The organism is Lachnobacterium bovis DSM 14045 (assembly GCF_900107245.1).
Taxonomy (GTDB): Bacteria; Bacillota; Clostridia; order Lachnospirales; family Lachnospiraceae; genus Roseburia; species Roseburia bovis.
In genome coordinates, this window is sequence record NZ_FNPG01000007.1 from 115,332 (window position 1) to 139,924 (window position 24,593).

Annotated in this window: 19 protein-coding genes and 1 other RNA gene; 17 read left to right on the forward strand and 3 right to left on the reverse strand. The window is 29.5% G+C overall.

The window, feature by feature from the left end; translation table 11 throughout:
- The first annotated feature begins 34 nt into the window (after positions 1-34).
- From BLV79_RS03410 to BLV79_RS03445, 9 genes are all read left to right on the forward strand, one after another.
- Positions 35-1,672: a Na+/H+ antiporter NhaC family protein gene (locus BLV79_RS03410; protein WP_074716192.1), complete on the forward strand. Its 1,638-nt coding sequence runs from the start codon at positions 35-37 to the stop codon at positions 1,670-1,672.
- Between the two features lie 372 nt (positions 1,673-2,044).
- Positions 2,045-3,667, forward strand: coding sequence for a D-alanine--poly(phosphoribitol) ligase subunit DltA (dltA, locus tag BLV79_RS03415; protein ID WP_074716194.1), 1,623 nt, complete (start codon positions 2,045-2,047; stop codon positions 3,665-3,667).
- Position 3,668: 1 nt separating this feature from the next.
- Entirely contained in the window at positions 3,669-4,817 is a 1,149-nt protein-coding gene (gene dltB, locus BLV79_RS03420; protein ID WP_074716196.1) for a D-alanyl-lipoteichoic acid biosynthesis protein DltB, read from the forward strand.
- Positions 4,818-4,921: 104 nt separating this feature from the next.
- Positions 4,922-5,155, forward strand: a complete 234-nt coding sequence (dltC, locus tag BLV79_RS03425; RefSeq protein WP_074716198.1) for a D-alanine--poly(phosphoribitol) ligase subunit DltC — start codon at positions 4,922-4,924, stop codon at positions 5,153-5,155.
- A gap of 25 nt (positions 5,156-5,180) precedes the next feature.
- Positions 5,181-6,362 carry a D-alanyl-lipoteichoic acid biosynthesis protein DltD gene (gene dltD / locus BLV79_RS03430; protein ID WP_074716200.1) on the forward strand — a complete coding sequence of 394 codons (1,182 nt, stop codon included), beginning with the start codon at positions 5,181-5,183 and terminating at the stop codon, positions 6,360-6,362.
- Positions 6,359-6,487 (forward strand): hypothetical protein, encoded by a 129-nt coding sequence (locus BLV79_RS13145; RefSeq protein ID WP_022750079.1) that lies wholly within the window; start codon positions 6,359-6,361, stop codon positions 6,485-6,487. Before dltD ends, BLV79_RS13145 begins: the two co-directional genes overlap by 4 nt.
- A 252-nt stretch (positions 6,488-6,739) precedes the next feature.
- Entirely contained in the window at positions 6,740-7,207 is a 468-nt protein-coding gene (gene smpB, locus BLV79_RS03435) for an SsrA-binding protein SmpB (protein WP_159429321.1), read from the forward strand.
- Positions 7,201-7,543: a transfer-messenger RNA gene (ssrA, locus tag BLV79_RS03440) on the forward strand. Before smpB ends, ssrA begins: the two co-directional genes overlap by 7 nt.
- A gap of 278 nt (positions 7,544-7,821) precedes the next feature.
- Complete coding sequence (locus BLV79_RS03445) at positions 7,822-8,403, forward strand: adaptor protein MecA (protein ID WP_074716201.1); 582 nt, start codon at positions 7,822-7,824, stop codon at positions 8,401-8,403.
- Positions 8,404-8,610: 207 nt separating this feature from the next.
- On the opposite strand, the gene BLV79_RS03450 is transcribed toward BLV79_RS03445, so the two are convergent.
- Both BLV79_RS03450 and BLV79_RS03455 read right to left on the reverse strand, forming a co-directional pair.
- A complete protein-coding gene (locus BLV79_RS03450) occupies positions 8,611-8,880 on the reverse strand; it encodes an acylphosphatase (protein WP_074716203.1) in 270 nt (89 codons plus the stop codon).
- A gap of 63 nt (positions 8,881-8,943) precedes the next feature.
- Entirely contained in the window at positions 8,944-9,963 is a 1,020-nt protein-coding gene (locus BLV79_RS03455) for an NYN domain-containing protein (RefSeq protein ID WP_074716204.1), read from the reverse strand.
- A gap of 712 nt (positions 9,964-10,675) precedes the next feature.
- Between BLV79_RS03455 and BLV79_RS03460 the strand changes: the two genes are divergently transcribed.
- Positions 10,676-14,440 carry an EAL domain-containing protein gene (locus tag BLV79_RS03460; protein WP_074716206.1) on the forward strand — a complete coding sequence of 1,255 codons (3,765 nt, stop codon included), beginning with the start codon at positions 10,676-10,678 and terminating at the stop codon, positions 14,438-14,440.
- Between the two features lie 176 nt (positions 14,441-14,616).
- Here BLV79_RS03460 and BLV79_RS03465 read toward each other — a convergent pair whose 3' ends face one another.
- Positions 14,617-15,693, reverse strand: coding sequence for a right-handed parallel beta-helix repeat-containing protein (locus BLV79_RS03465; RefSeq protein WP_242871422.1), 1,077 nt, complete (start codon positions 15,691-15,693; stop codon positions 14,617-14,619).
- Between the two features lie 198 nt (positions 15,694-15,891).
- Here BLV79_RS03465 and srtB point away from each other — a divergent pair, with 198 nt between their 5' ends.
- The 7 genes from srtB (at position 15,892) to BLV79_RS03505 (ending at position 24,585) form a co-directional block, all read left to right on the forward strand.
- Positions 15,892-17,244 (forward strand): class B sortase, encoded by a 1,353-nt coding sequence (gene srtB, locus BLV79_RS12420; protein ID WP_083354425.1) that lies wholly within the window; start codon positions 15,892-15,894, stop codon positions 17,242-17,244.
- Positions 17,245-17,289: 45 nt separating this feature from the next.
- A complete protein-coding gene (locus tag BLV79_RS03480) occupies positions 17,290-17,739 on the forward strand; it encodes a hypothetical protein (protein ID WP_074716250.1) in 450 nt (149 codons plus the stop codon).
- Between the two features lie 216 nt (positions 17,740-17,955).
- Entirely contained in the window at positions 17,956-18,228 is a 273-nt protein-coding gene (locus BLV79_RS03485; RefSeq protein WP_074716208.1) for an acylphosphatase, read from the forward strand.
- A gap of 216 nt (positions 18,229-18,444) precedes the next feature.
- Complete coding sequence (locus tag BLV79_RS03490; protein ID WP_074716209.1) at positions 18,445-19,026, forward strand: TetR/AcrR family transcriptional regulator; 582 nt, start codon at positions 18,445-18,447, stop codon at positions 19,024-19,026.
- 77 nt (positions 19,027-19,103) lie between these two features.
- On the forward strand, positions 19,104-21,611 hold the full coding sequence (locus tag BLV79_RS03495; RefSeq protein WP_074716210.1) for a glycoside hydrolase family 2 protein: 2,508 nt from the start codon (positions 19,104-19,106) through the stop codon (positions 21,609-21,611).
- A gap of 18 nt (positions 21,612-21,629) precedes the next feature.
- On the forward strand, positions 21,630-23,096 hold the full coding sequence (locus BLV79_RS03500) for a DUF6937 domain-containing protein (protein WP_074716212.1): 1,467 nt from the start codon (positions 21,630-21,632) through the stop codon (positions 23,094-23,096).
- 61 nt (positions 23,097-23,157) lie between these two features.
- Positions 23,158-24,585, forward strand: a complete 1,428-nt coding sequence (locus BLV79_RS03505) for a glycoside-pentoside-hexuronide (GPH):cation symporter (protein ID WP_074716214.1) — start codon at positions 23,158-23,160, stop codon at positions 24,583-24,585.
- Positions 24,586-24,593: the final 8 nt, after the last annotated feature.

The following is a 24,593-nucleotide window of genomic DNA, read 5'->3' on the forward strand; positions in this document are numbered from 1 at the left end:
GAGAATAAAAGTATTTATAGATGGGAGAAAAATTATGAACAGAAAGAAAAAAACTTCGTTGATTTTGATGCTTGTAATTTTACTTTTGGCAATTTACACGTTTGCTTGTCCGGTGGACATGACAAATCTAAAAGATTATAGTAGCTTTGCAGAAAAGTCATTTTTTTCACTTTTACCACCAATTATAGCTATAACACTATCTTTGATTACAAAGGAAGTTTTTTCATCATTATTTGTTGGTATTGTGTGTGGAGCAGTTATTTATTCAAATTTTAATCTTGAATTAGCTATGCATACCATGTTATTCAAAAAAGATATTGGAATGGTAGAACAATTGACAGATAGTACTCATATGGGAATATTGGTTTTCCTAGTAGTATTAGGAATAATTGTTTCGCTTATGAATAGAGCAGGAGGATCAGTTGCCTTTGGTGAATGGGCAAAGCAACACATAAAGACAAGAACGGGTGCACAATTAGCAACTATGTTTCTTGGAATTTTGATTTTTATTGATGATTATTTTAACTGTTTAACAGTAGGTAGTGTAATGCGTCCGATAACGGATGGTCATAAAGTGTCTAGAGCTAAGCTATCATATATTATTGATGCAACAGCAGCTCCGGTTTGTATTATTGCTCCAATTAGTTCATGGGCAGCAGCAGTTACTTCTTCGGTTCCAGAAGGATCAAATATTAATGGATTTGTTGTGTTTTTGAGAACAATTCCATACAATTATTATGCACTATTAACGTTAATCATGCTTGCTTATATTACAATAAGAAGAATCGATTATGGTTCAATGAGAATTCATGAAGAGAATGCAATAAAAGGTGATTTGTATACAACACCAGAAAGACCATATGCAAGCGAAAAAGAAAAAGTAGTTAATCATAAAGGAAAAGTTATTGATTTGGTTTTACCTGTTATTGTGTTGATTTTAACATGTGCATTATTTATGCTTTATACTGGTAAATTCTTTACAGGTGATAATAATTTTGTTGATGCTTTTGCAAACGCTGAAGCACAACCAGCATTAGTAATGGGCGCTTTTGTAACATTGATATTTATGTTTATTCTTTATATGTATAGAGATGTTTTAAGTTTTGAAGAATTTATGAGCTGTATTTCGGAGGGCTTCCAGTCAATGGTTTCTCCAATAATTATTTTGACATTTGCTTGGACTCTATCAGGAATGACAAAAACACTTGGCGCTGAGAAATATGTATCAACACTTGTTAGAACATCAGCATCAGCGTTTACTATTTTCTTGCCAACTGTTATTTTCGCTGTTGCAATGGGACTTTCTTTTGCTACAGGTACTTCTTGGGGAACATTTGGTATTTTAATTCCAATTGTTGTAGGTGTGTTCCCTTCAGGTGAGATGATGGTTATTTCAATTGCTTCATGTTTATCTGGAGCTGTATGTGGAGATCATTGTTCACCAATTTCAGATACAACGATTATGGCTTCGGCTGGTGGACAGTGTAGTCATGTTAATCATGTTTCGACGCAGTTGCCTTATGTTTTGACAGTTGCGGCTGTATCAATGGTTTCATATATATTTGCAGGAATTATCCAAAACACAATAATTAATTTAGTTATATCTATAGCTTTATTGATTGCAGTGTTATTCTTTATTGAAAAACGAAGTGGCCAAGAAGAAAAAGTTTAAATAACCACATAAAAAATATAATCAAAGTTTAATAACTAAATAAATTATTATTATAGATAAAATTTTTTTGCAGAAATAAAAAATATTTAGAAAATTTGACACGATTAAAAAGATTAAGATAAACGTAATGGTTACTTTAGATATATTCTAGAGTGATTATTACGTTTTTTTTGCTGTTTTTCAACAAATATATAGATAGAATAAAGAAATCTTAAGGCAAACCTTAAGAAATCTTAAGAAACTTTTTAGATTAATCTAAGGTTTGTATATTAGAATACTATCTGTTAAAAAAATAAAATTATCCGCAAAGAAATATTATTGTAAAAAAATTACTATGCAGTAATGCATATAAAAGCAGGAAGGAGATAGCTAATGAATATTATTGAAAATATTAAAACACAGGCTATTGAGAATGGAAAACAAGTAGTTTTTAAATCTCGTGTGGGACAATTAAGCTACTTACAATTGTGGAATAAATCAGAGCAGATTGCTCAATGGATTAAAGAAAATGTTTCTGGTAAAAATGAAGCAAATCCTATTGTTATTTATGGACATAAAAATCCTTTGATGCTTGCTTCTTTTTTAGGAAGTACTAAATCAGGTAGAACATACTGTCCAGTGGATAGATGTATGCCAATAGAGCGTATCGAAGATATTATCGAAACAGTTGAAAATGAGTATGTTTTGATGACAGAGAATTTAGTAGAACGTATCTGTAAAGAGGATTCTCAAAGAGTGTCAGAAGTTGAAAAGGTTAATGAATATACATATAAAATGTCAAATGTTAACTTTATTGATGTTAATGCTTTATTAGATGTTGTTTTTGAAGAAAAAGATGATACAGTTTTAGAAAATGTTTCAGAAGATTCATATTTGAAACAAGATGGTGTATATTACATTATTTTTACATCAGGAAGTACAGGAAAGCCAAAGGGTGTTCAAATTACTAGATCAAGTTTAGAAAACTATTTAGATTGGTCAACTGAAGTAGGAGATTCAATTGGAGCAAAACATGGAAAAAATTTCTTGAATCAAGCTCCATATTCATTTGATTTATCAGTAATGGATACATATACAAGTTTAGTTAGTGGTGGAACATTAGTTTCTGTAGATAAAGAGTTGCAACAAGATACAGCTGCTCTAGTTTCATATATTAAAGAAAATAAGGTTAACTATTGGGTTTCAACTCCATCATTTGCTGCGATGTGTTTATCTGAACCTTCATATTCTGAAGAAGAACTTGATAGTCTTAAGTTCTTTATGTTCTGTGGAGAGACTTTATCAAAAGAAACTTCAGAAAAATTAATGGAAAGATTTCCAAAGGCTAAGATTATTAACACTTACGGTCCAACAGAGTCAACAGTTGCAGTTACATCAATTGAGGTGACTAAAGAATTATTAGAAGATGAAAAATCAATTCCAATCGGATATGAAAAACATGGTACAGAAATTTTGATTTTAGCTGATTCAACAGAAGGTCAGGAAGTTAAGTTAGCTAAAAGCGATGAAATAGGCGAATTAGTTATTCTAGGTAATACATTGAGTATTGGATATTATAAGAATCCGGTTAAAACTGCTGAAGCGTTTAAGACTATTATTTACAAAGGTAGAGAGGTACCTGCATACTTCACAGGTGATGCTGGCTACAAGAATAAAGACGGCATGATTTTCTTCTTGGGAAGAATTGATAGACAGGTTAAACTTCATGGGTATAGAATTGAGTTGGGTGATATAGAGTCTAATTTGACAAAAATAAAAGAAATCACTCAGGCGGCTGTTATTCCAAAGAAGGTTGACGGAGTAATTAAACAATTAGTTGCATTTATTGTTAGTGATAAATTAAATGAAGATTATGATAGTAGAAAATATGTTAGAAATCAACTTCAAGAGATGATTCCTAAGTATATGGTTCCAAAGAAAATTGTTGTGTTAGATAAGATGCCTCTAACTAACAATGGAAAAATTGATTATAAAAGAATGGAGACATTAGTGTAGTATGGAATTATTTACTGGATATACATTTTTTAGTGCATTGGTTTTATTATCGATTCCAGCAATTATTCTAGGAATTAAAGAAAAGAATATTAAGTATTATGGCTTTTTTGTAACATTGGTATTCGTTTTCTTAGCACTTATGAAATCACCAAAGGCAATAATGTATTTGGTTATATTTTGTCTGTTTGAATATTTTATCATTCGTGAATATTTAAGAATATATAAAGCAAAAGGTAGAAATGCAAAAACATATTATATTTTTGTTTTCTTATCATTATTACCATTAATGTTAAATAAGTTTTTGCCTGTTCTACCAGGACATTTAAAGATATTTGCCTTCTTAGGCATATCTTATATGACATTTAAAGGTACACAGATTATAATTGAGATTTATGACGGATTAATAGAAGATGTAAAATTGTTTGATTTTGCTTATTTGTTCCTATTTTTCCCTACAATTACATCTGGACCAATTGATAGAAGTAGAAGATTTGAGGAAGACTTAAAAAGAAGAATTTCAAAAGAAGAGTATTTAGATAATTTAGGAACTGCGATTTTTAGAATCCTTTTGGGAGCAATGTATAAAACGGTTTTTGCAGCTCTTTTCTATCAAGCAATGTTAAGATTAGAAAGAACAAGTGATATTTTAGAATTAATTGGATATATGTATGTATATGGATTCTATATGTTTTTCGATTTTGCCGGCTATTCACATATGGCAGTAGGTGCAGGAATGATATTTGGTATACAACTACCAGAAAACTTTAATAAACCTTTTGTTAGTAAGGATTTAAAAGAGTTTTGGGATAGATGGCATATTTCATTATCTCATTGGTTTAGAGATTTTATCTTTACTAGAATAGTAATGAAAATGACAGAAAAGAAATGTCCAAAGAAAAAATTAAACAGAGCTTCGCTTGCTTTCTTAATTAATATGTCAGTAATGGGTATTTGGCATGGAACAGATTTAAACTATATTGTATATGGTGTTTACCATGGTGTATTATTGGCAATTACAGAAATTTATGAGAAAAAATCTAAATTTCATAAGAAAAATAAGAAGAAAAAGTGGTACCATGCAATTCAATGGTTTGTGACATTTAACGTTGTAATGTTTGGTTTCTTAATTTTCTCAGGAAAGTTAATATAGTAGAGTGCTATAAAAGTTAAAGTGCATTAAACTAGAACAAGTTGTTAGTGCAGAATTTGGTTTTAAAAATTTATTATAAAAATTATAAGAAAGAGGTTAAAAAGATGGAAGAAAAGATTTTGAGTATTTTAGAGGAATTATGTGGAGATGAAGTTGTAAGAGAAGATTTAGATATCGATTTATTAGAAGAAGGATTACTTGATTCATTAGATTATTCTGAATTGTTAGTTGATATTAAATCAGAACTTGATGTTGTAATTTCACCTTCAGAGGTAACAAGAGAAGAAATGAATACACCAAGAAAGATTATTGATAAAGTAAAATCTAAGTTACAATAAATCATAAGAGTTAAGGTGTGACAAAATGAAAAAAATCAAAGCATTTATAGTAGCAGCATTGTTGTTTACTGTTTTTTTGGTAATATTTGAGATATCATTATCATATAAGTTATATACTGATGATAAAAGCATGGGTATGTGGAATAGTGCTTATAAAGATAGATCGTATGAGGCAATTAGTCAGAATATTGGTGATGATACTATGATTATTTGTGGATCATCTGAGTTTGCGCATGGACGTAATTCTAAATATCATCCAATGAATATGTGTGCAAAAGACAGCAAAAATTGGATGACAATTGGTAGTTCATATAATCAAACTTTATTACATGGAATTGCTGTTGGTTCTGTTGGAGAACAGATGAATAATAAAAAAGTTGTTATGCTCCTGTCTCCAACATGGTTTTACAAAAAGGGAATTTCACCAGAGCATTTTGAGTTGAGATTCTCTGAGACAGAATATTATCACTTTATGGAAAACAAGACTATTCCAAGAGATATTAAAGAATACTATGCAAAACGTTCTGAGAAACTTTTATCTAAGAACGAGGGATTGCAGTCTAAAGTAGAATTATGTAATAGTATCAATCTTGGAAATAACGATTCAAGTATAGACGAATTTCGTTATAACTTTTATAAAGGATATGCAAGACAAAAAGATTATATTACAGTAAAAACATCATATAATTTAGATCATAAATTGTATGGTAAGGGCAGAAAGAAAAAGTATGCTAATAAACATAAAATTGATTTTAAAAATGAAACAATGTTAAAAAAAGCAACAAAGCTTTCTGAAAAAAAATCACATAATGATTTTACAATGAGAGATAGTAATTTTTCAAAATTAGAATTGAACATTCTAGGATTGAAAGGTTCACATAATAAGGATTCATGGGAACAATCAAAAGAATACAAAGATTTAGAATATTTTATTAGATTGTGCAATTCACAGAACATAGAGTTGGATATTGTACTATTACCTGTTAATGGTAGATGGTATGATTATACAGGAATGACTAAAGATAAAAGAACAGTTTTATCTGAAAATGTTAAAAAAATTGCATCAAAATATAATGTTAAATTTGATGATTTGTCAAAGTATTCATATGACAAGTATCTCACAAGCGATGCAGTTCACCCTTGGAATTTAGGTTGGGTTGTAATTAATGAAAGATTATATAACTTTTATAAAGGTGGTAAGTCATGAAAAAAGAGACAAAAGAATTTATTATTTTAGTTTTAAAATATTTTTTAATCATGATGATTCTTTTTATATTTGCCATGTATAGTGGAATAATAGAAACACCAAAATTTACATATGCAGAATTCTAAAGCTTTGGTATAGTGATTATTATACACAGTTTATGAAATATTGGTGGCTTATGTGAGTCAACGATTAATTAGAGAGATATTAATCCTCACTATATGTTTTCTTACTTTAGAGAACATGTAGTGAGGATTTGTGCTTTAAATAGTTTTGTGTATAGTGAGAAAATTCTTTAATTAGTTGCAAAAGATTAGATTTTGGTGTATAATAATGTTTGTGGCTGTAAAAGTAAAATATATCGACGAAAGGAGTTAACTATGGCTAAAGAATCTAAAAAGCTTATTGCAAATAATAAAAAAGTTCGTCATGATTATTTCCTTGAGGAGATATATGAAGCAGGAATTAGTTTGGCTGGCACAGAGGTTAAGGCGTTGAGAATGGGAAGATGCTCTATTAAGGAATCATTTATCCATATTGAGGATGGAGAAGTGATTTTGTATGGTATGCATATAAGTCCTTATGAAAAAGGTAATATTTTTAACAAAGATCCTCTTAGACCAAGAAAGCTTTTAATGCATAAAAAAGAAATACAGAAATTGATTGGGAAGATTGCTCAAAAGGGTTATACTATTGTACCAGTTGAGGTGTATTTTAAAGGAAGTCTTGTTAAGGTTGAAGTTGCATTAGCAAAAGGTAAGAAGTTGTATGATAAACGTCAGGACATTGCTAAGAGAGATCAAAAAAGAGAGGCCTTGAGAGATTTCAAAATTAGAAATTTGGGCTAGTAATGGTTTCGACGGGGTACGTGAAGTTGGAGAAGCGAGCCGTATGCAATGCGTTAAATGGCACAATTAAAATTAAACGCTGAAGATAATAATTTAGCATTAGCTGCCTAGTTGCAGCAGTCTGACTTAGTGCACCTACACATTAAGACCCAGGCTTCGAACATGTAGGAAACGACATAGGTTAAGCTTTGCACTTATGGGCGTATTATGAAGCTACTGAAGTTGTTAGGGTGTTAGTCCTCGAACAACGGAGGGAATGTTAAAGGACTTACTACACTCGTAGAAGTACAATGAATCGTATTTCGGACATGGGTTCGACTCCCATCTAGTCCACTTTAAACTCTAGATTTTAAGTCTAGAGTTTTTTTGTTTTTTTATCAATGGATAAGTATTAGCGAATATAAAATCGCTTTTTTAATTGCGAAAAATTAAATAATATCAAATAATATTAAGATAAAATTAATATCAATTTGCCAAATATTAAAAGTGTTAAACTTTTCTAAAGTGAAGAATATTGACGTATTTCGTGCCGAAATATAGGGTAACAATCCAATAAAAGAAAAACAAAGCAAATTTTCTGAGAAAGGCGGTGAATCATTATAGAGTTTTCACGAGTGGGAAATCACACCATTCAATGCGTTGTTACAGAAGAAGAGATTATAGGTTTGGGTTATACCATGGATGATATCATGTCGAATGGAGAAAAGACACAAGAGTTTATGCACCATATTTTCAACATGGCGGAAAAGGAATTTCATATTGACTTGGAACTTGGAGTAAAGAAAGTAAGAGCCAATTTTAGACCAAATCATACGATTGCTTTGACTTTTTCAGAAACACATCTAGATCCATGTGAGCTAGATAGGGATTATGAAAGAGAGCGTATAGAAGAGATTCAGCCAGAAGATAGAGTAGAAGGGCTACTGGTTTTTAATTCTTTTAATAATTTGGAAGAGTTCTCAAAGAAGGTTAACATAGATAGAAGAATTCCAAATCGCTTATATAGATTAAATGGTTCATACATTGTATTAATTGAAATAGGATATTTGACTGATAATCAGGTAAAAAGCCTGTCTTTTATTACTGATGAATATGCAGATGGTGCTTATACAGGAGCAGAAAAAAAAGCTTTTATTGAAGAACATGGTAAACTAATAATAGAAGCTGATGCGTTACAAATTTTAAGAAAATTATAAAATCATTATTGTTTGATTATAAGGAAGTTAAAAATTTATAGAAATATTTGTTATAAATCGTAACAGAAATAAAGTTCGAAAATAATAAAAATTAGTATATATAAGTTTTAAAGTTTTTAGAGAAAAGTAATGATTAAAAAAAACAAACTGCTATTTAATAGTGGTTTGTTTTTTAGTTAAGAAATTATAATAATTAAATTTTTATGGTTAATAAATTGTACGAAATTTTGATTCATTATCAACAATATCTTTTGAACAGCTTTCGATGTGCTCAATTTCAATGTAGCCGTCATTTTTAAGTTCTTTAATTAGTTGGTATATTTTTAAAGAATCTCCTTGCACTTCCATTGTTACTGTTCCATCTAGATTATTTTTTACCCATCCCGTTAAACCTAAATCGGAAGCAATATTACCGGCTGTAAATCTAAAACCAACACCCTGAACGCGACCACTGAATATCAATTGACGTCTTTGCATAAGTATTACCTCTAGTTTTTCTTTTTGTTCATTAAAAAATAATCTTTATATAGGTTACAGAGATTATTTCTTTCTATTATTAATATATACATAATTACGCGTTGAGTCAAATGCAACGATTGTCAAATTAGGAATAGAGGAGATAAATTTTGAAAGTGTCGAGTATCCAAATTCTTTTCCTTTAAAATTTGGATATTTATTATGTATTTTTGTTCCAAGTAAACCTAAATCTATTCCATTGTCGCCATATTCAGATACAATTTCAATTATAAAATTAACAATTTTATCTCGGAATGATTTGTTATTAATTAAATGAATTGTAACTGTATTGTTATTTCTTCTACGTAATTCAACTGCCTTTATTTCTTGCATAAAGGTCGAAAGAGAGCTGTATCCATAAGTTCTCACGTCAAAATCTGGATATTTTTTTTGAAGTCTATTCCCAATTTCTCCAAGTTCAGTAACACGTCCTTTATTATTATTTTCAGTTACAATTTCAATGATTGAGTTTTCAATTGAGTCCAAGCTGATTTTTTCAATTATGTTAAGCGAGTTTGTTGAATTATTGTCGGATGAAGAACCAGTGGAATAAATGGTTTTTGTCAGGTCGTTCGAATCTGATTTATAGTTTGAATTCATATCGGTAGATTGATCTAATAATAAATCTAGCGCAGTAAAAATAGTACATGCAACTTTAAATGAACGAGGAGTTTTGGATTCACCCATACCAATAACTTCCATTGCGGATTCTTTTAGTCGAGATACTAATCGTGTGAAATCACTGTCGCTTGAAACAATGCAAAATCCATCAACGTTGTTTGTATATAAAATATCCATTGCATCTATAATTAAAGCGGAATCTGTCGTATTTTTTCCGGAAACGATATTAAATTGTTGAATAGGTGTGAGAGAATATTTAAAGAGTACATTCTTCCATGATGCTGATTGAGGACTTGTCCAATCACCGTAAATACGTTTGTATGTTACGACACCATAACGTGTCATTTCATCAAGAATAGTACTTATGTATTTGGCAGAAATATTCTCTGAGTCAATTAGAACTGCATATTTTTTTTCTTCCATAGCTCTTTCACCGTTTTCCTTCTTTTATAAAACTTCGCTTTTATTATTTTTGTTATTTTTTATATAATATCAAAATTTATAAGCATTTAATATTTCGGTATTAAATTTTTATTATTTATAATCTTTTATATGTATTATTTAAGCATTTGTAAAATATAACAAAAATATTGGTTTATAAATATAAATAGTTAGATAAAAAAAACAATTCAAAATTGTCTTTTAATAAATCAATCAAATTTGCATAAAAAAACAATAGAATTTTTGTGAATTAAATTTTGAAAAAATATAGAAAAAATTTAAAAATATGTTATACTATTAGATGTAGGGTATATTTAATTAAAAAAAGAATAGGGGGGATTTAAATGTCTGGATTAGAAATTTATTTTGAGGTTTATTATGGCATAACAACTTCACAGCAGAGTGAAGAAAAATAGTATGTATATAAGGATTTCATTGCAAGTTATATTAATACAGAGATATAATTTTTAAAGTAAAGATATTTGCGTGGGGGTGAATATTTTTTATGAAAGCAATGGATTCAAATTGTAAAGGCTGAATACACGTAGTAATGAGAGGTCTAGGTGTATTCGGCTTTTTTGTTATATTTTTTAATATGTCAATAGACAGTTGAATTTTAAAAAAGCCGATATAGATAAGAGACAATAGCAGGTAATTATATAGAGACATGGGTTTTGAAGTGGGGTGAAAAATAATGGGAGACTTTCTTTGTAGCATTGAAGGTAGGAAAAAAGGAAAAAGTAAAAACTTTATGGATTCGGTTTATTTATGGTTAGCAAACAAGAATAATAATAAGGAGTCGAAATATTTTTCGTTTAGCCAATTTGTTAAAAAATCATGTTTCTTTACAATAAATATATCAAAAAATACAATAGTTGATTTTCATGTTTGTGGTATTAGTTCACCGATTGAAGATTCTAAAATGTCTCATATGAATTATGAAGTGGCTTATAAAAATTTAGTTATATATAATGTTGAAGATGATAGTAAACAGATTGCTTCTGATTTTTTTGATAGGGAAAAGTTGATAGAAGATTATGAAGAAGGAATAACGTACCGAGAGGAATACTTTAATATTTATATTGGATCTTGTAAAAAAAAGCATAAAATTTGTGTGAATAGACAAATGATTTTAAAATATGATACAAAGGATATTTATGCTTTCTTTTTGCTGTTAGAAAATAAAAATGATGAGGTGTATGATGAGTACGAAATTGATTTGTTATTTAATAGCCGTGAAGATAATAGTAAGGAAATAAGAAGAAATGATTTAAGAAGCGCTATAAATGATTCTAATATTGATGGGTTAACAAAACTAAATAATATTTATAAATTTAAGGAGATTGCAAAGAAAAAATATGATGATGCAATAAAAACTAAGACAGATGAAATGTTTTCGTTATTATTTATTGATGTAAATGGTTTTAAGTATTTCAATGAAGAATATAGTTTTTTAGAGGGGGATTTGTTTTTAAAATACATTGCGGAACAATTAGTTGATATTTTTGAATCACAGACTGTTGCTAGATTGTATGATGATCATTTTGCTGTTTTTACTAATAGTATGAATGTTATAGCCGAAGTTATAAAATTGAATAATCGTGTAAAAAAATATCATGAAAATGAAAAAGTTTATCTTAAGGTCGGTATTTATTGCTTAGAAAATCCATCAGATAGAAAAGAGATTTACAATAGTTCGTCTTATGGCAAATATTCAGATATAAATGTAACCGATAAAGATATATTAAATGCTATAGATAAAGCAAAGTTAGCTTGTCAAAATGTAAAAAGTAGGTATGATTTGACGTACTGTTATTACGATGATAAGGTTGCAAAAAAAGAGAAAAAAGAACATTATATAATAACAAGTTTAGATAAAGCATTGGAAAACAAGTATATTGAAGTATATTTTCAACCAATAATTAGAACATTAACACGAGAGTTGTGTGGTTGGGAAAGCTTGACAAGATGGAATGATCCAATTTATGGCAGTATTAATCCAGATGAGTTTATTACAGTTTTGGAAAAGGCACATTTAATACATAAAATAGATATTTATGTAATAAAATATGTGTGTCAAAAATATGTTGAATTAAAGAAGAATAACGAAATATTTGAACCGATTTCTGTGAACTTATCTAAGTTGGATTTTGAAATGTGTGACATATTAGAAATAATAGAGCAAGAGGTAAAAAAAAGTGGAATTCCAAAGGCATTGATTCATTTTGAAATTACAGAGAGTATAATTAGCGAAAACGTAGAAGTTATAAATAAAAAAATCAAACAAATTCATGATGCGGGCTATCAGGTATGGATGGATGACTTTGGAAGTGGCTATTCTTCATTTAATGCGTTAAAGGATTTTAATTTTGATTTTTTAAAGATTGATATGAATTTTTTGAAGGATTTTGATTCTAATGAAAAAAGTAAAGTTATTTTGGCGTCTATTGTGAATATGGCCAAACAATTGTCTATGGGAACTCTTGCAGAAGGGGTTGAAACAGAAAAGCAGGTAGAATTTTTGCATTCTATTGGATGCGAGAAAATGCAGGGTTTTTTATTTGGAAAGCCATTGCCCTATAATGATGCGATAGAAAATATTGAAAAAAACAACATCCAGAAGGAAGTTGGTCCAGATGTTGCATACAACGTTATAATAAATAGGATTAATTTGCTAAATAGTAATCCACTTATGAACATTAATGTTGAATCAATAGTGAGAGATGATAATTTATTGCGTGATTATAAGAAGGAATTTAATGAAAAAACAAATTTCGCTTTTTCATCAGGCTTTCCACTTGCTGTAGTTGAATATCACAGAGGAGCAATTACATATATTATAGCTAATGAAGAATACTTAAAATTTATAAAAGATTTAGGAACAGATACGCTGAGTGAAAATGAAGACTTTTTTAATAGGGGTTTATTCGACAGAAGAAAAGATATTATTTCTATAGGAAAGAGTGCGCGCCTTCAGAAAGAAGAAAAAAGTATTGATTTAGTAAAAAATGGTTATTTATGTAATTTGAAGATAAACTACATTGCAACAAATATACATAGAAAAACGCACGCATATTTGATTTCCGTTGCGCATTCTCTCTATGATGTAGGTTTTGAAAAGGGAAAATGGTTGAATGTTTATACTAAAATGTTATATTCAATGTTTGTTTGTATTGACTTAGTTGATTTTAAAGATAATAGAATAGAAAACCTATATTATAACGGGATGAATATTAATAGAAGAATAATAGATAATAAATTGGATATAACTATAGATGAGTTTATAAGAAAAAGTTTGTATCCTAAGGAAAAAGATGAATTTTTGTCATTGTTCAAGCCAGATGATTTAAAAATTGATTTTAAAGGAGAACAGATTTCATATAAAGAAAGGTTTTTTAGAGTAAAAAGGACGGATAATACATATGATTGGTTCACTTTTTGGTTGATGTATCAGAAGAGAGAAAATGGAACGCAATGTGTTTTGTTTATTAAGAATTCAAGTGCAACAACTAAAAAATTGCTTGAAAGTAAAAAAATGATAAAAGGCAAATATTTTAGTAAAAACAAAATCAATGACGAAGTTTTGAGAAATGTTTTAGAGTTTAGTGATATAGGTGTTTTTTGGAAAGATAGGAACCGCCGTTTTATTGATGTAAATGATAATTTTATGAATTTTTATGGAATAACGGATAAAGATTTGATAATTGGAAAAACCGATGAAGAAATGGGATGGCACATTAATGAAGATGGACCAAAAATGGAAGAACTGAAAGTGATAAAGGAAGGCGAATCCATTATCAATCATAAAGTTAACTGTATAGTAAAAGGATCAGTTCATGAGCTTATTGTTAATAAAAGACCAATTTATGTTGATGGGAAAATAGTAGGTTTAGTGGGTGGATTTAAGGACAATTTTTATGATGAAAGTGCTTCTTTGACAATTAATAAACTTGCGGTAACGGACGAATTAACAGAATTGTTTAATAGACGAGGCTTCATTGAAATGCTTGATAAATATGAGAGAGAGTATAATAGAAAAAATATTGATTTTGTCCTCTTTTATATTGATATTGATGATTTCAAATATTTTAATGATACTTTTGGTCATCAGTTCGGAGACAAGGTTTTAAAAACTGTTTCGAAGCTTTTGAAAGGTAATTATGGTAACAATTCAGTAATTGCTAGAATAGGAGGTGATGAATTCGCTATTATATCTCAATACCATGAAGAGTTTGATTTGAATGAATTTGTAAAAGATATTCAAGGAAAAATAAATACAATTAAAAAAATTGATTATATCCCTTGTAAAATCAGATTATCAATTGGTTTTTCGAAGTTTAGCGAGACAATTAGTCTTAATAAATTAATTAATGTCGCTGATGTTAGAATGTATGAAAACAAGATGAAAAAGAAAAAAATAAATAACGAAATAGAGCAAAGAAAACATAAGCAAGAATAAAAAACTACTCCCCTTATTTAGTTATGGATGGTGCATAAGATCTAATAAGGGGAGTAAAAATTGCGTTTTTCTTGAATAAAATATCATTATATCTAATTTATGTAACTTATAAAATAAATAATAAATCTATATATGTTTTTCTTATGTTATAATTAAACCTAGAATATACGGTAGAATTAAAATCCAATGCAATTTCCTTTTAAGATAGCACCAGAAATATCATTTCTTCCATTTTTGCTAGTGCAGTTGTCGATTATTGCTTTGCCAAAAACTACTTTGTAACCTAAAGCAGATGGCTTACCAGTTGCAGGCCAATGATAGTTTCCACCCTTATTAGAATCAGCGTAACAAGATTTCATTGTAACAACACCGCTTTGATTATTTCTATCATATCCAGCGGCGTAGTTTCCAACAGCAGTACATCCTTCTAAATAGTGATTAAGTGGATCTAAATGTGGTTTTTGACCTGGTGTTTTATTATCTACGCCACCCATTTTAAATCCGTTTCCATCTCCACGGATACCATTACATAAACCGTTGTAATTAGCGTGACAGTTAATAAGTTTTATTGCTCCATGAGCTGCATAGCAATCCCAACCGTCATCACTGTTGTATTCAGAAACACATTCTTCAAAAACATTACCAACACCTGAGTGAAGTTTTACTGCAAATCCATCTGCATTTTCTCCAGTTGCATCATAATTGTGATTAGCATTACATTTATAGAAATAATTATTTGCACCACCATTACTAACCTGGAATCCTGCATCATGATTGTAACAACATGTGACATTTTTAAAAGTGTTGTAAGAACCTGTTACAAAAATACCGTTATCTGCGGCATTCTTAATTGTGACATTTGAAATTGTACTTCCATTTGCTGCTAAATAAAGACCTTTTCCATTAGCACCTCTAGTAGAACTAAAATCAATTACAGCATTATTTATACCTTGAATGTTAACGCCAGCTGGTAATTTAATAGTATTAGATTTTATAGTTCCGTCGATCACAATTGTTGTTCCACTTTTAGCAGATTTAATGGCATTTTCGAGAGAAGCATTGCCTTTAACAATGATACTTTTATCAGTTTTACTATTATTCTTTTTGCTGCTATTTTTTTTAGAAGAAGTCTTATTAGAAGATTTTTTTGAAGAAGCAGCATAAAGTGTTTCTACATTCATATAACAAACTGTGCTTGAAAATAGACAAGCTATTGCTAATAGTGTAATTGATTTTTTGAAATTTTTAAACAATATTTTTTTCCTCCTATAAAATTAGATAATAAAAAGAATTCTACAAGAAAACACGCATATTCTAATGTAACATAGTATTTGTCAGAATGGAATACCCAAAATACAAAACTTTATTTATTTTTTGAACAATACATTAAAATAGAGTATAATATTTATAAAGAAAGTGGTGTTAAATAAAATGAAGAGGGGAAATTTCATATGGAGAAGATAAAGAAGAAATCTCAGCTATTCAAAAGAATTGGGAATATTATTCTGGCGTTAGTTATAGTTTTGTGCATACCGTTTAGCATTCCGAGAATATTTGGATATGAAGTTTATGCGATTAAATCGGAAAGTATGAATCCAAGTTATCCTAAAAATAGTGTAACTTATGTTGAAGAGGCTAACGTAATCGATGTTAAGGCAAACGATGTAATTACATTCAAGTTAGGAACAGATACAAGTGATGTCATGACTCACAGAGTTGTAAAGGTTGATAATGAAAAAAAAGCATTTATAACTAAAGGTGATGCAAATAGTGGTGTAGACAAAGAACCGGTTGTTTTTTCGAGATTTGTTGGAAAACCAGTGTTTATGGTTCCTTTTATTGGCGTGTTTAAGCCACTTTTTTCAACAACAGGTGGCTATGTCTTTGTGGGCTTTTTGATAGTAGTGGTAGCAGCATTGTGGATTTATTCAGATATTTTATTAAAGGCATATAAAAAAGAAAAAAAAGAAAGTATTTCAAATGATAAACAATCTACAGAAGAAAACAATTTAGATAAAAACTATAGTTCAGACTCAAAAAATAAACCTTCTAAGAAAAAGAATAATTTTTCTTTAGGTGTTGTGGTACCTTTGATTTTAGGATTGATTCTTGCTGGATATGCAGGAAGTCAGTTGTTCATGATTTATAGAGATTATAGTAAATCAAATCAATTGTATGCAGATTTAGCCGATAATTATACAAAGGAGAAAAAGAAAAAAAGTAAGCAGAACAAATGGTATGACGATATTCAGATAGATTTTGAAGCACTAAAAAAACAGAATTCTGATGTTGTTGGTTGGATATATTTTGAAAATGATGATATAAGTTATCCAATTTTATATTCAGGAGATAATAAAAAATATTTAAGAACAGCATTAGATAAAAGTGATGCAATAGCAGGCTCTATTTTTCTAGAAGCAAAAAATAAAACAGATTTTCAAGATTCACATACTTTGATTTATGGCCATAATATGCGTAACTTAAGTATGTTTGGAAAGCTTAAATTTTACAAAAGAGATCCAAACTATTATGCTGATCATAAATATTTTCAGATTATTACAGAAAAGAAGAAATATAGATATGAGATTTTTGCGTATGAAGATGTAAGTGAAAATAGTTTTATTTATCAGGTTCCTTTTGATGTTAATGATGATTTTAGTAATTTCTTGGATAAAATTTTAAAAAAATCATATTTTAAGAGCAATATTAAACCAACAAAGGAAGATAAAGTTATTACGCTATCTACTTGTTCGGTTGAAAAACAAAGATTTGCTGTACATGCAAAGAGGGTTGATGAAAAATAGTTAAAAAGAGGTTTGTATGTGAAACATGAAGGGAGTATAACACATATGAAAAAAGATGAGGAATTGATTAGAAAGCTTACAGATTTGATAAAAGAGACGGAATCAAATCATGTAAAATGGAAAATAATCTGTCAGACTACAGATTACAATGATGCTAATTCAAAACCCAAAGAGTGCATAGATGGGGAAATTTGGACAGTGGATGAGTGCTTTGTTTCTTATGAGTGCACATATAAAGGGGAGCATTTTTTGATGATAACATATGAAATGATACATTCAAACGGAAAAGAGCAAAAGTCTTCAAGCTTTGTTTTTCTTCCACCACTTGGAATAAGGTTGTTTGATTTACATGTTTTGTTGCCATATTCGGTAAGCAATTCTAAGATGCTGACGTATGTTGTACATTCACTTTGGGTTTTGTTGCTTAAAAAATATAAAAAACATGATGATAAGATAGAGTTAGAAATAGAAAGCAGAGAATTGACAATTGATTAGAAACAAAAATATTAAAATATTAACTAAATATTACATGGTTAAAAAAGTTGCATTTGTCGCAGTTTATTGAGCGGTGGTGCAACTTTTTCTTAAAAAATAGTTTGGCTATTATATATGAATTTTAAATACAGTGTAAAAGAATATAAGACTATGTAATATAATTTTAATATAAGGGAAACTAAAAAAGAATAAAACTGTCCCAAAAAAGGAGAAAAGATGACTATTAGAAGATATTATAAAGTGTATGGAGAGGTTCAAGCCGTTGGTTTTAGGCATTTTTCGAAGGTTGTAGCTGATGAATATCATTTGACAGGATATGTTAGAAATGAATATGATGGTAGTGTTACGATAGAAGTTCAAGGAGAGGAAGATATAGTACGAAATTTTTTAGAAGAAGTGGAAAAAGTGTCATATCATATTGAAATTAGTAGGTTTTCATGGGAAAACTTGGCAATTTGTTCCCAAGAAACGAGTTTTTCAATTTTATAGGAAACGATAGTATGAAAAAAGACAATGTAAAACATTAATAGTTTCTTGAAAAAGTCAAAAATACTAGTAATTTTTAACAAAAGTTAGAAACTGTATTTGTGGAAATAAATAGTTGAATATTTATTAATTAAATGTTACAATAAAGAAAACTTAACAAAATGGTATGGTTTCCATTTTGAAGGTAATGATTTTAGAGAAAAAGAGGTATGTTTAAACATGAGATGGAAGTACAAAGAATCAGAATTAAGAGAATTCATTTTAGACACAACAATTCAACTATTTAAATTAAAGGGATTAAAATTTACAATGGATGAACTTGCTAAGGAAATGGGCATCAGTAAGAAAACTATCTATAGAGTTTTTCCAGATAAGAAGACAATGTTTTATAGAATGTTAGATTTCTTCTTTGATAAGATAAAAAGTAAGGAAGAGGCAATTCTAAACGATTCAAGTTTATCTACGGAAGAGAAAATCAGAGCAGTTCTTGGTGCAATGCCAGATGAATATAAAGATATTGATTTTAGTGCGTTATACATTGTACGTGAAAAATATCCAAAGAGTTATGATAGAATAGTACAAAGACTTGAAACAGGTTGGGATAGTACAATTGCTCTAATTAATGAGGGAATTAAAGAAGGCGTTGTTCGTCCAATTAATGTTACAGTTATTAAAGCTATGCTTTCAGCAACAATTGAACAATTTTTCCAGAATGATATCTTAGTAAAGAATGAAGTTAGCTATCCAGATGCATTAGCTTCTGTTGTTGATATTATTTGTTGTGGAATTATTGTAAAATAATTAAAAATAGAGAAATGGTATATAATTAATTTTTGCACATATCATAATTAATAATATGTTTTGTGCGTGGAGGGAAAATGGAAAGGATATATCTCAATGATGGATGGCAGTTTTTGCAAGAGTTTAGTAATTCTTTGTTAAAAGATAAATTAGATGATAAAATAATGCATCGTATCAGTGATATACGAATTCCCCATACAGTAAGGGAAGTTCCATATAATTATTTTGATGAGAAAGATTATCAGATGGTTAGTGGATATAGAAAAATACTGTTTGCACCTAAGGAGTGGGCGGATAAGTTGATTCGCCTAACTTTTGAAGGTGTTGCACATCAGGCTACAGTGTATGTTAATGGACAATTGGCATATAGTCATAGCTGTGGTTACACTGCTTTCACAATTGATATAACCAAAATGCTTAAATATGGTAGCAATAATATAATTGCTGTTAAGGTAGATAGCAATGAGAATCTGAATGTACCACCATTTGGATATGTTATTGACTACATGACTTTTGGCGGAATATATCGAGATGTTTATGTTGAAGTTTCAAATAGAAACGCAATCTTAGATGTATTCCCTAAAATTTTCTTTGATGACATCGATTTGTTAAATGCTAATTTAATAAATGCAAGTGAAAGTGAACATACTTTTTCGGGGAAAAGAGTAAATAGAGCTAAAATTCATACAAAAATTAAACTGTCAAAAGATTTTATTTTGAATTCAAAACAAAATAAAAAAATAAAAATAGTTCATGTATTGTTGGATAAAAATGATTCCATTGTCGAGCAATGGAATGCATCTTTATTAGACGATTGTGCAGAAGGAAATGAAATATTAGAAAAAATTTTTTTATGGGATATAAATACCCCCAATTTATATAAATTAAAGACCATATTGTACATTGATGATGAAGTGGTTGATTCTAGAATAGATAAAATTGGATTCAGAAAAGTGCAATTTAAGCAAGATGGTTTTTATTTAAATTGCGAGAAAATAAAAATTAGAGGTTTAAATAGACACCAAAGTTATCCGTATGTGGGATATGCAATGCCACAGTCTATGCAGGAACTTGATGCTGATATCCTTAAATATGAATTAGGTGTTAATGCTGTTAGAACATCACATTATCCGCAATCTCATTATTTTATTAAGCGTTGTGATGAAATCGGTTTATTAGTTTTTACGGAAATACCAGGATGGCAGCATATAGGAGATTCAAACTGGAAACTACAAGCCATAGAGAATACAAGAGACATGATTTTACAGTATAGGAATCATCCTTCGATTTTTTTATGGGGTGTAAGAATTAATGAATCACAAGATGATGATGAGTTTTATAGAAAAACAAATGAAGTCGCAAGAAGTCTTGATCCGACAAGAGCAACTGCAGGTGTTCGTTGCTTTAAAAATAGTCATTTGTTAGAAGATGTTTATACATATAATGATTTTGTTCATTCTGGAAACAATATTGGGTGTGAAAAAAAGGCAAAAGTTACCTCTGATTTTACAAAGGCATATATTGTTAGTGAATATAATGGACATATGTATCCAACGAAGGTTTTTGATTCGGAAGAACACCAAGTATCACATATGCTTAGACATGCAAAAGTTTTAAATGATATTCAGTTACAAGAAGATATTGCAGGTTCATTTGGATGGTGTATGTTTGATTATAATACACATAAAGATTTTGGCAGTGGAGACAGGATTTGTTATCATGGGGTTATGGATATGTTTAGAAATCCTAAAATGGCTTCTTTAATATATGCTTGTCAAAATAATGAAAGAGTTATTCTTGATATCAGTTCGTCTATGGATATTGGTGAGCATCCTGGATGCAACAGAGGTAAAACGTATATTTTGTCAAATGCAGATTCTGTAAGAATGTACAAAAATGGAGATTTTATTAAAGAGTATAATTGTAAATTAGATTCAGCTTATAAAGGACTTAAATATGGTCCAATTTTAATAGATGATTTTATAGGCGATAGAATAGAAAAAAATGAACCTGCGTTTTCGAAGAAAAAGGCAAAAGATTTAAAGTATGCGTTGAATTATATTGCTGTTAATGGGTATGGTAAAATTTCACCTAAACTTTTGTGGATTGAATTAAAATCGTTGACCTTATATAAAATAAAACCATCTGATGCAATTGGATTGTTCAATAAATATATTGGGGATTGGGGACAAACATCTACAGTATATAAGTTTGAGGCAATAAAGGATGGTAAAGTTGCCAAGACAATAACTAAAGCACCTATGACAAAGGTTGTTATTAAAGCAAATGTATCAAATTATGAATTGATTGAAAAAAATTCATATGATGTTGCAGAAGTTCGATTGGTTGCAACAGATGAAAATGGTAATAGACTTTCATTTTTTAATGAAGGTGTTGTTTTCGAAACAAAAGGACCAATTGATTTGATTGGACCATCATTTACTGCATTTAGAGGTGGTTATGTTGGGGTGTATGTTAAAAGCAAAGCAGAAACGGGCGTGGCTAAACTTATTTGTACATCTTCATTGGGCAATAAAATAGAAATAAATTTTACTGTAAAAAGTAAAAACATATTTAAAATATAGTGTAAAAAGAGGGGAAAAATGAAAGACAGATCAAAAATAATTTTCGGAAACGAAATATCTAAAAGAGTGTATAAAAAAGCACTTAAATCAAAAACTAAAAATATAAAAAAATTTGGTGATGATACTGCAGCAGATTATAAAATTTGCCTAAAGAAAAACCCAGTAATAGGAGATAGTCTTTTTGTATCAGATGTACTTTTAAACGATGAAAAATCAGAGGAAAAATTTGATATAGAAAAAGGTGTTATCGTTGGAAATATTAGAATGGGTTTTGGACATTATAGAATTTCGATGGCAATGGCATCTGCAGCCAAAGCGTTAGGATATAAACCATATTGGATGGATTTAAATGGATATCCACAGACGACATGCACTAAATTAATTAGTTCGCAAAATAAATTATATTCTTTAGGTTCAAGATTATCTAAAAACCCAATTTTTAACAAGATTGTATGGGAACCATTAAACTATGAAGGTTTTAGGAAGTTATCATATAATGCAGTGGATCAAAAAAATGCAGAATTAATGGCACCTGTTTATAAGAATGTTCCAAAAGATATTCCAGTTGTTGGAACTCATGTGTGGCCGGCACAGGCTGCTGTACATGCCGGAATGAAGTATGTTGTGAATGCCATTCCTGATAATTGGCCAATGGCACTACATTTAGCTGAGGGAAGCATTCATACTGTACAGTGTAGAAATTCTTATATGGGATATAGAATTTTAAATGGCTTTAATAAGAATAAAGTTTGTAACTCTATGCCAAAAGATAGTCTAGTTTATACAGGACATTATATAGATCATGAATTAGTATCAAATATTGAAAGAGATTGTGAACAAAGAATTTCTCGTAAAAAGAATGATAAGCCAATGAGATTTTTGCTTACAATTGGTGGAGCAGGGGCTCAGCAAGAAATATTTATCACCATAATTAAAGAGTTATTACCTAAAGTTAGGGAAAAGAAAGTAACTTTATTGGTAAATGTTGGTGATTATGAAAATGTTTGGCAAAGCATTCTAAGGGAGATACCTCATATGAGAGGTGTTATTGTAGAGCATTTTAATGATTGGAATAAAACGGTAGAGTTTTCGGAACAATTATTAGATGAGAATAAGGAAATATTTGGTATACATAGTTTTTGTCATAAAAACATATTTGAAGCAGTATATTGTACTAATCTATTAATGCGAGGCACTGACGTTATCATTACAAAACCAAGTGAATTAGCATTTTATCCAGTACCTAAGCTATTTATAAGGCGTGTTGGAAAACATGAAATGTGGGGAGCAATTCATTCGAGTGAAGTAGGAGATGGTACATTAGAATGTAGAGATATTCCTCATACAATTCAGATGATTAATCTGTTTTTAGAAGATGAACAGTTATTAATTGATATGTGCGAAAACATTAAAATGAATAAAAAGATTGGATTGTACGATGGAGCGTATAATGTTATTAAACTTGCAATGGGAATGAAACAATAAAAATGGTTTAGTTTTTATTAAGTAGGAAGATTATAAAATTAATAAAGGACAAGGTATTAAAATGAATGAGAAAAGATGTTTAACAGCAAAAGAGAAAGCATCTTATGGCGTTGGGGCCGTAGGAAAAGACATGGTATATATGCTTTCGGCAAGTTATATACAGTACTATTATTATGATTTATTGGGAATGAGTGCGATGGCTCTTGGTGTGATTTTGTTGATTGCAAGAGTATTTGATGCATTTAATGATCCTATCATGGGAGTTATTGTCGCAAGAACAAGAACAAAATGGGGTAAATTTAGACCATGGTTATTAATAGGAACTATAACAAATGCAATTATATTGTTTGTTATGTTTGCGTGTCCACCAAAACTAAATGGCGCAGGAATGATTGCATATGCAGCAGTTTTTTATATACTGTGGGGTGTTACATATACAATGATGGACATTCCGTTTTGGTCAATGATACCAGCATTTACTAAAGGCGGTAAAGAAAGAGAAAATTTAACGACATTAGCAAGATCATGCGCGGGTGTTGGATCCGCTATCGTTCAAATATTTACATTAATGGCAGTGCATTTTTTGGGAAATGCATTTGGAGGAAACGGAAACAATAATATAGAGATAATTGGTTTTAAATGGTTTGCCTTAATAATAGCATGCTTATTTGTGGCCTTTATATTAATTACTTGCATAAATGTTAAAGAAAAATCAACTGTAAATATGGAAACAGTATCCGTGAAAAAGATGTTTAAAGCTTTAATACAAAATGACCAGGCTATGTCGGTAGTTATAACTATTGTTTGTGTAAATACAGCGCTTTATATTACTTCTAATCTTGTGATTTATTTCTTTAAATATGATTTAGGTGGAACAAGATGGTATGCTGATAATACGGTTTTTAATACAGTAGGTGGAGCATCACAAATACTTGCAATGATGTTGTTGTACCCGGTTTTAAGAAAATTTTTTAATAGTATAAAAATTTTTTATATAAGTTTGGCGATGTCAGTTATAGGATATATTACACTTTTATTATTTGCAATGTGCGGAGTAAGATCATTAGCAGTTTTTTTGATACCGGGAGTATTAATTATGGCATCAGCTGGAATGAATAATGTATTGGTAACAGTTTTTTTGGCTAATACTGTTGATTATGGAGAGTTAAAAAATGGAAGACGTGATGAATCTGTTATTTTTTCAATGCAGACATTTGTTGTAAAATTAGCAACTGGTTTAGCTATTTTTGTGACTTCAGCAGCTCTTCAGTTTTTAAATTTAAAATCTGGGGATTCATCGAAAGTTGCACAAACAATGGATTTGTCGGGAATGGTTAGCAATTCATCAAAAATGGGTTTACGAATGGTAATGACAATTATTCCAATTCTAGGTTTAGTGTTTGCGTTCTTCTGGTTTAGAAGTAAATACATTTTAACTGACAGTAAATTAAATGAAATTTCTAGTGAATTAGAAAAAAAATTTAGATAAAATGGAAT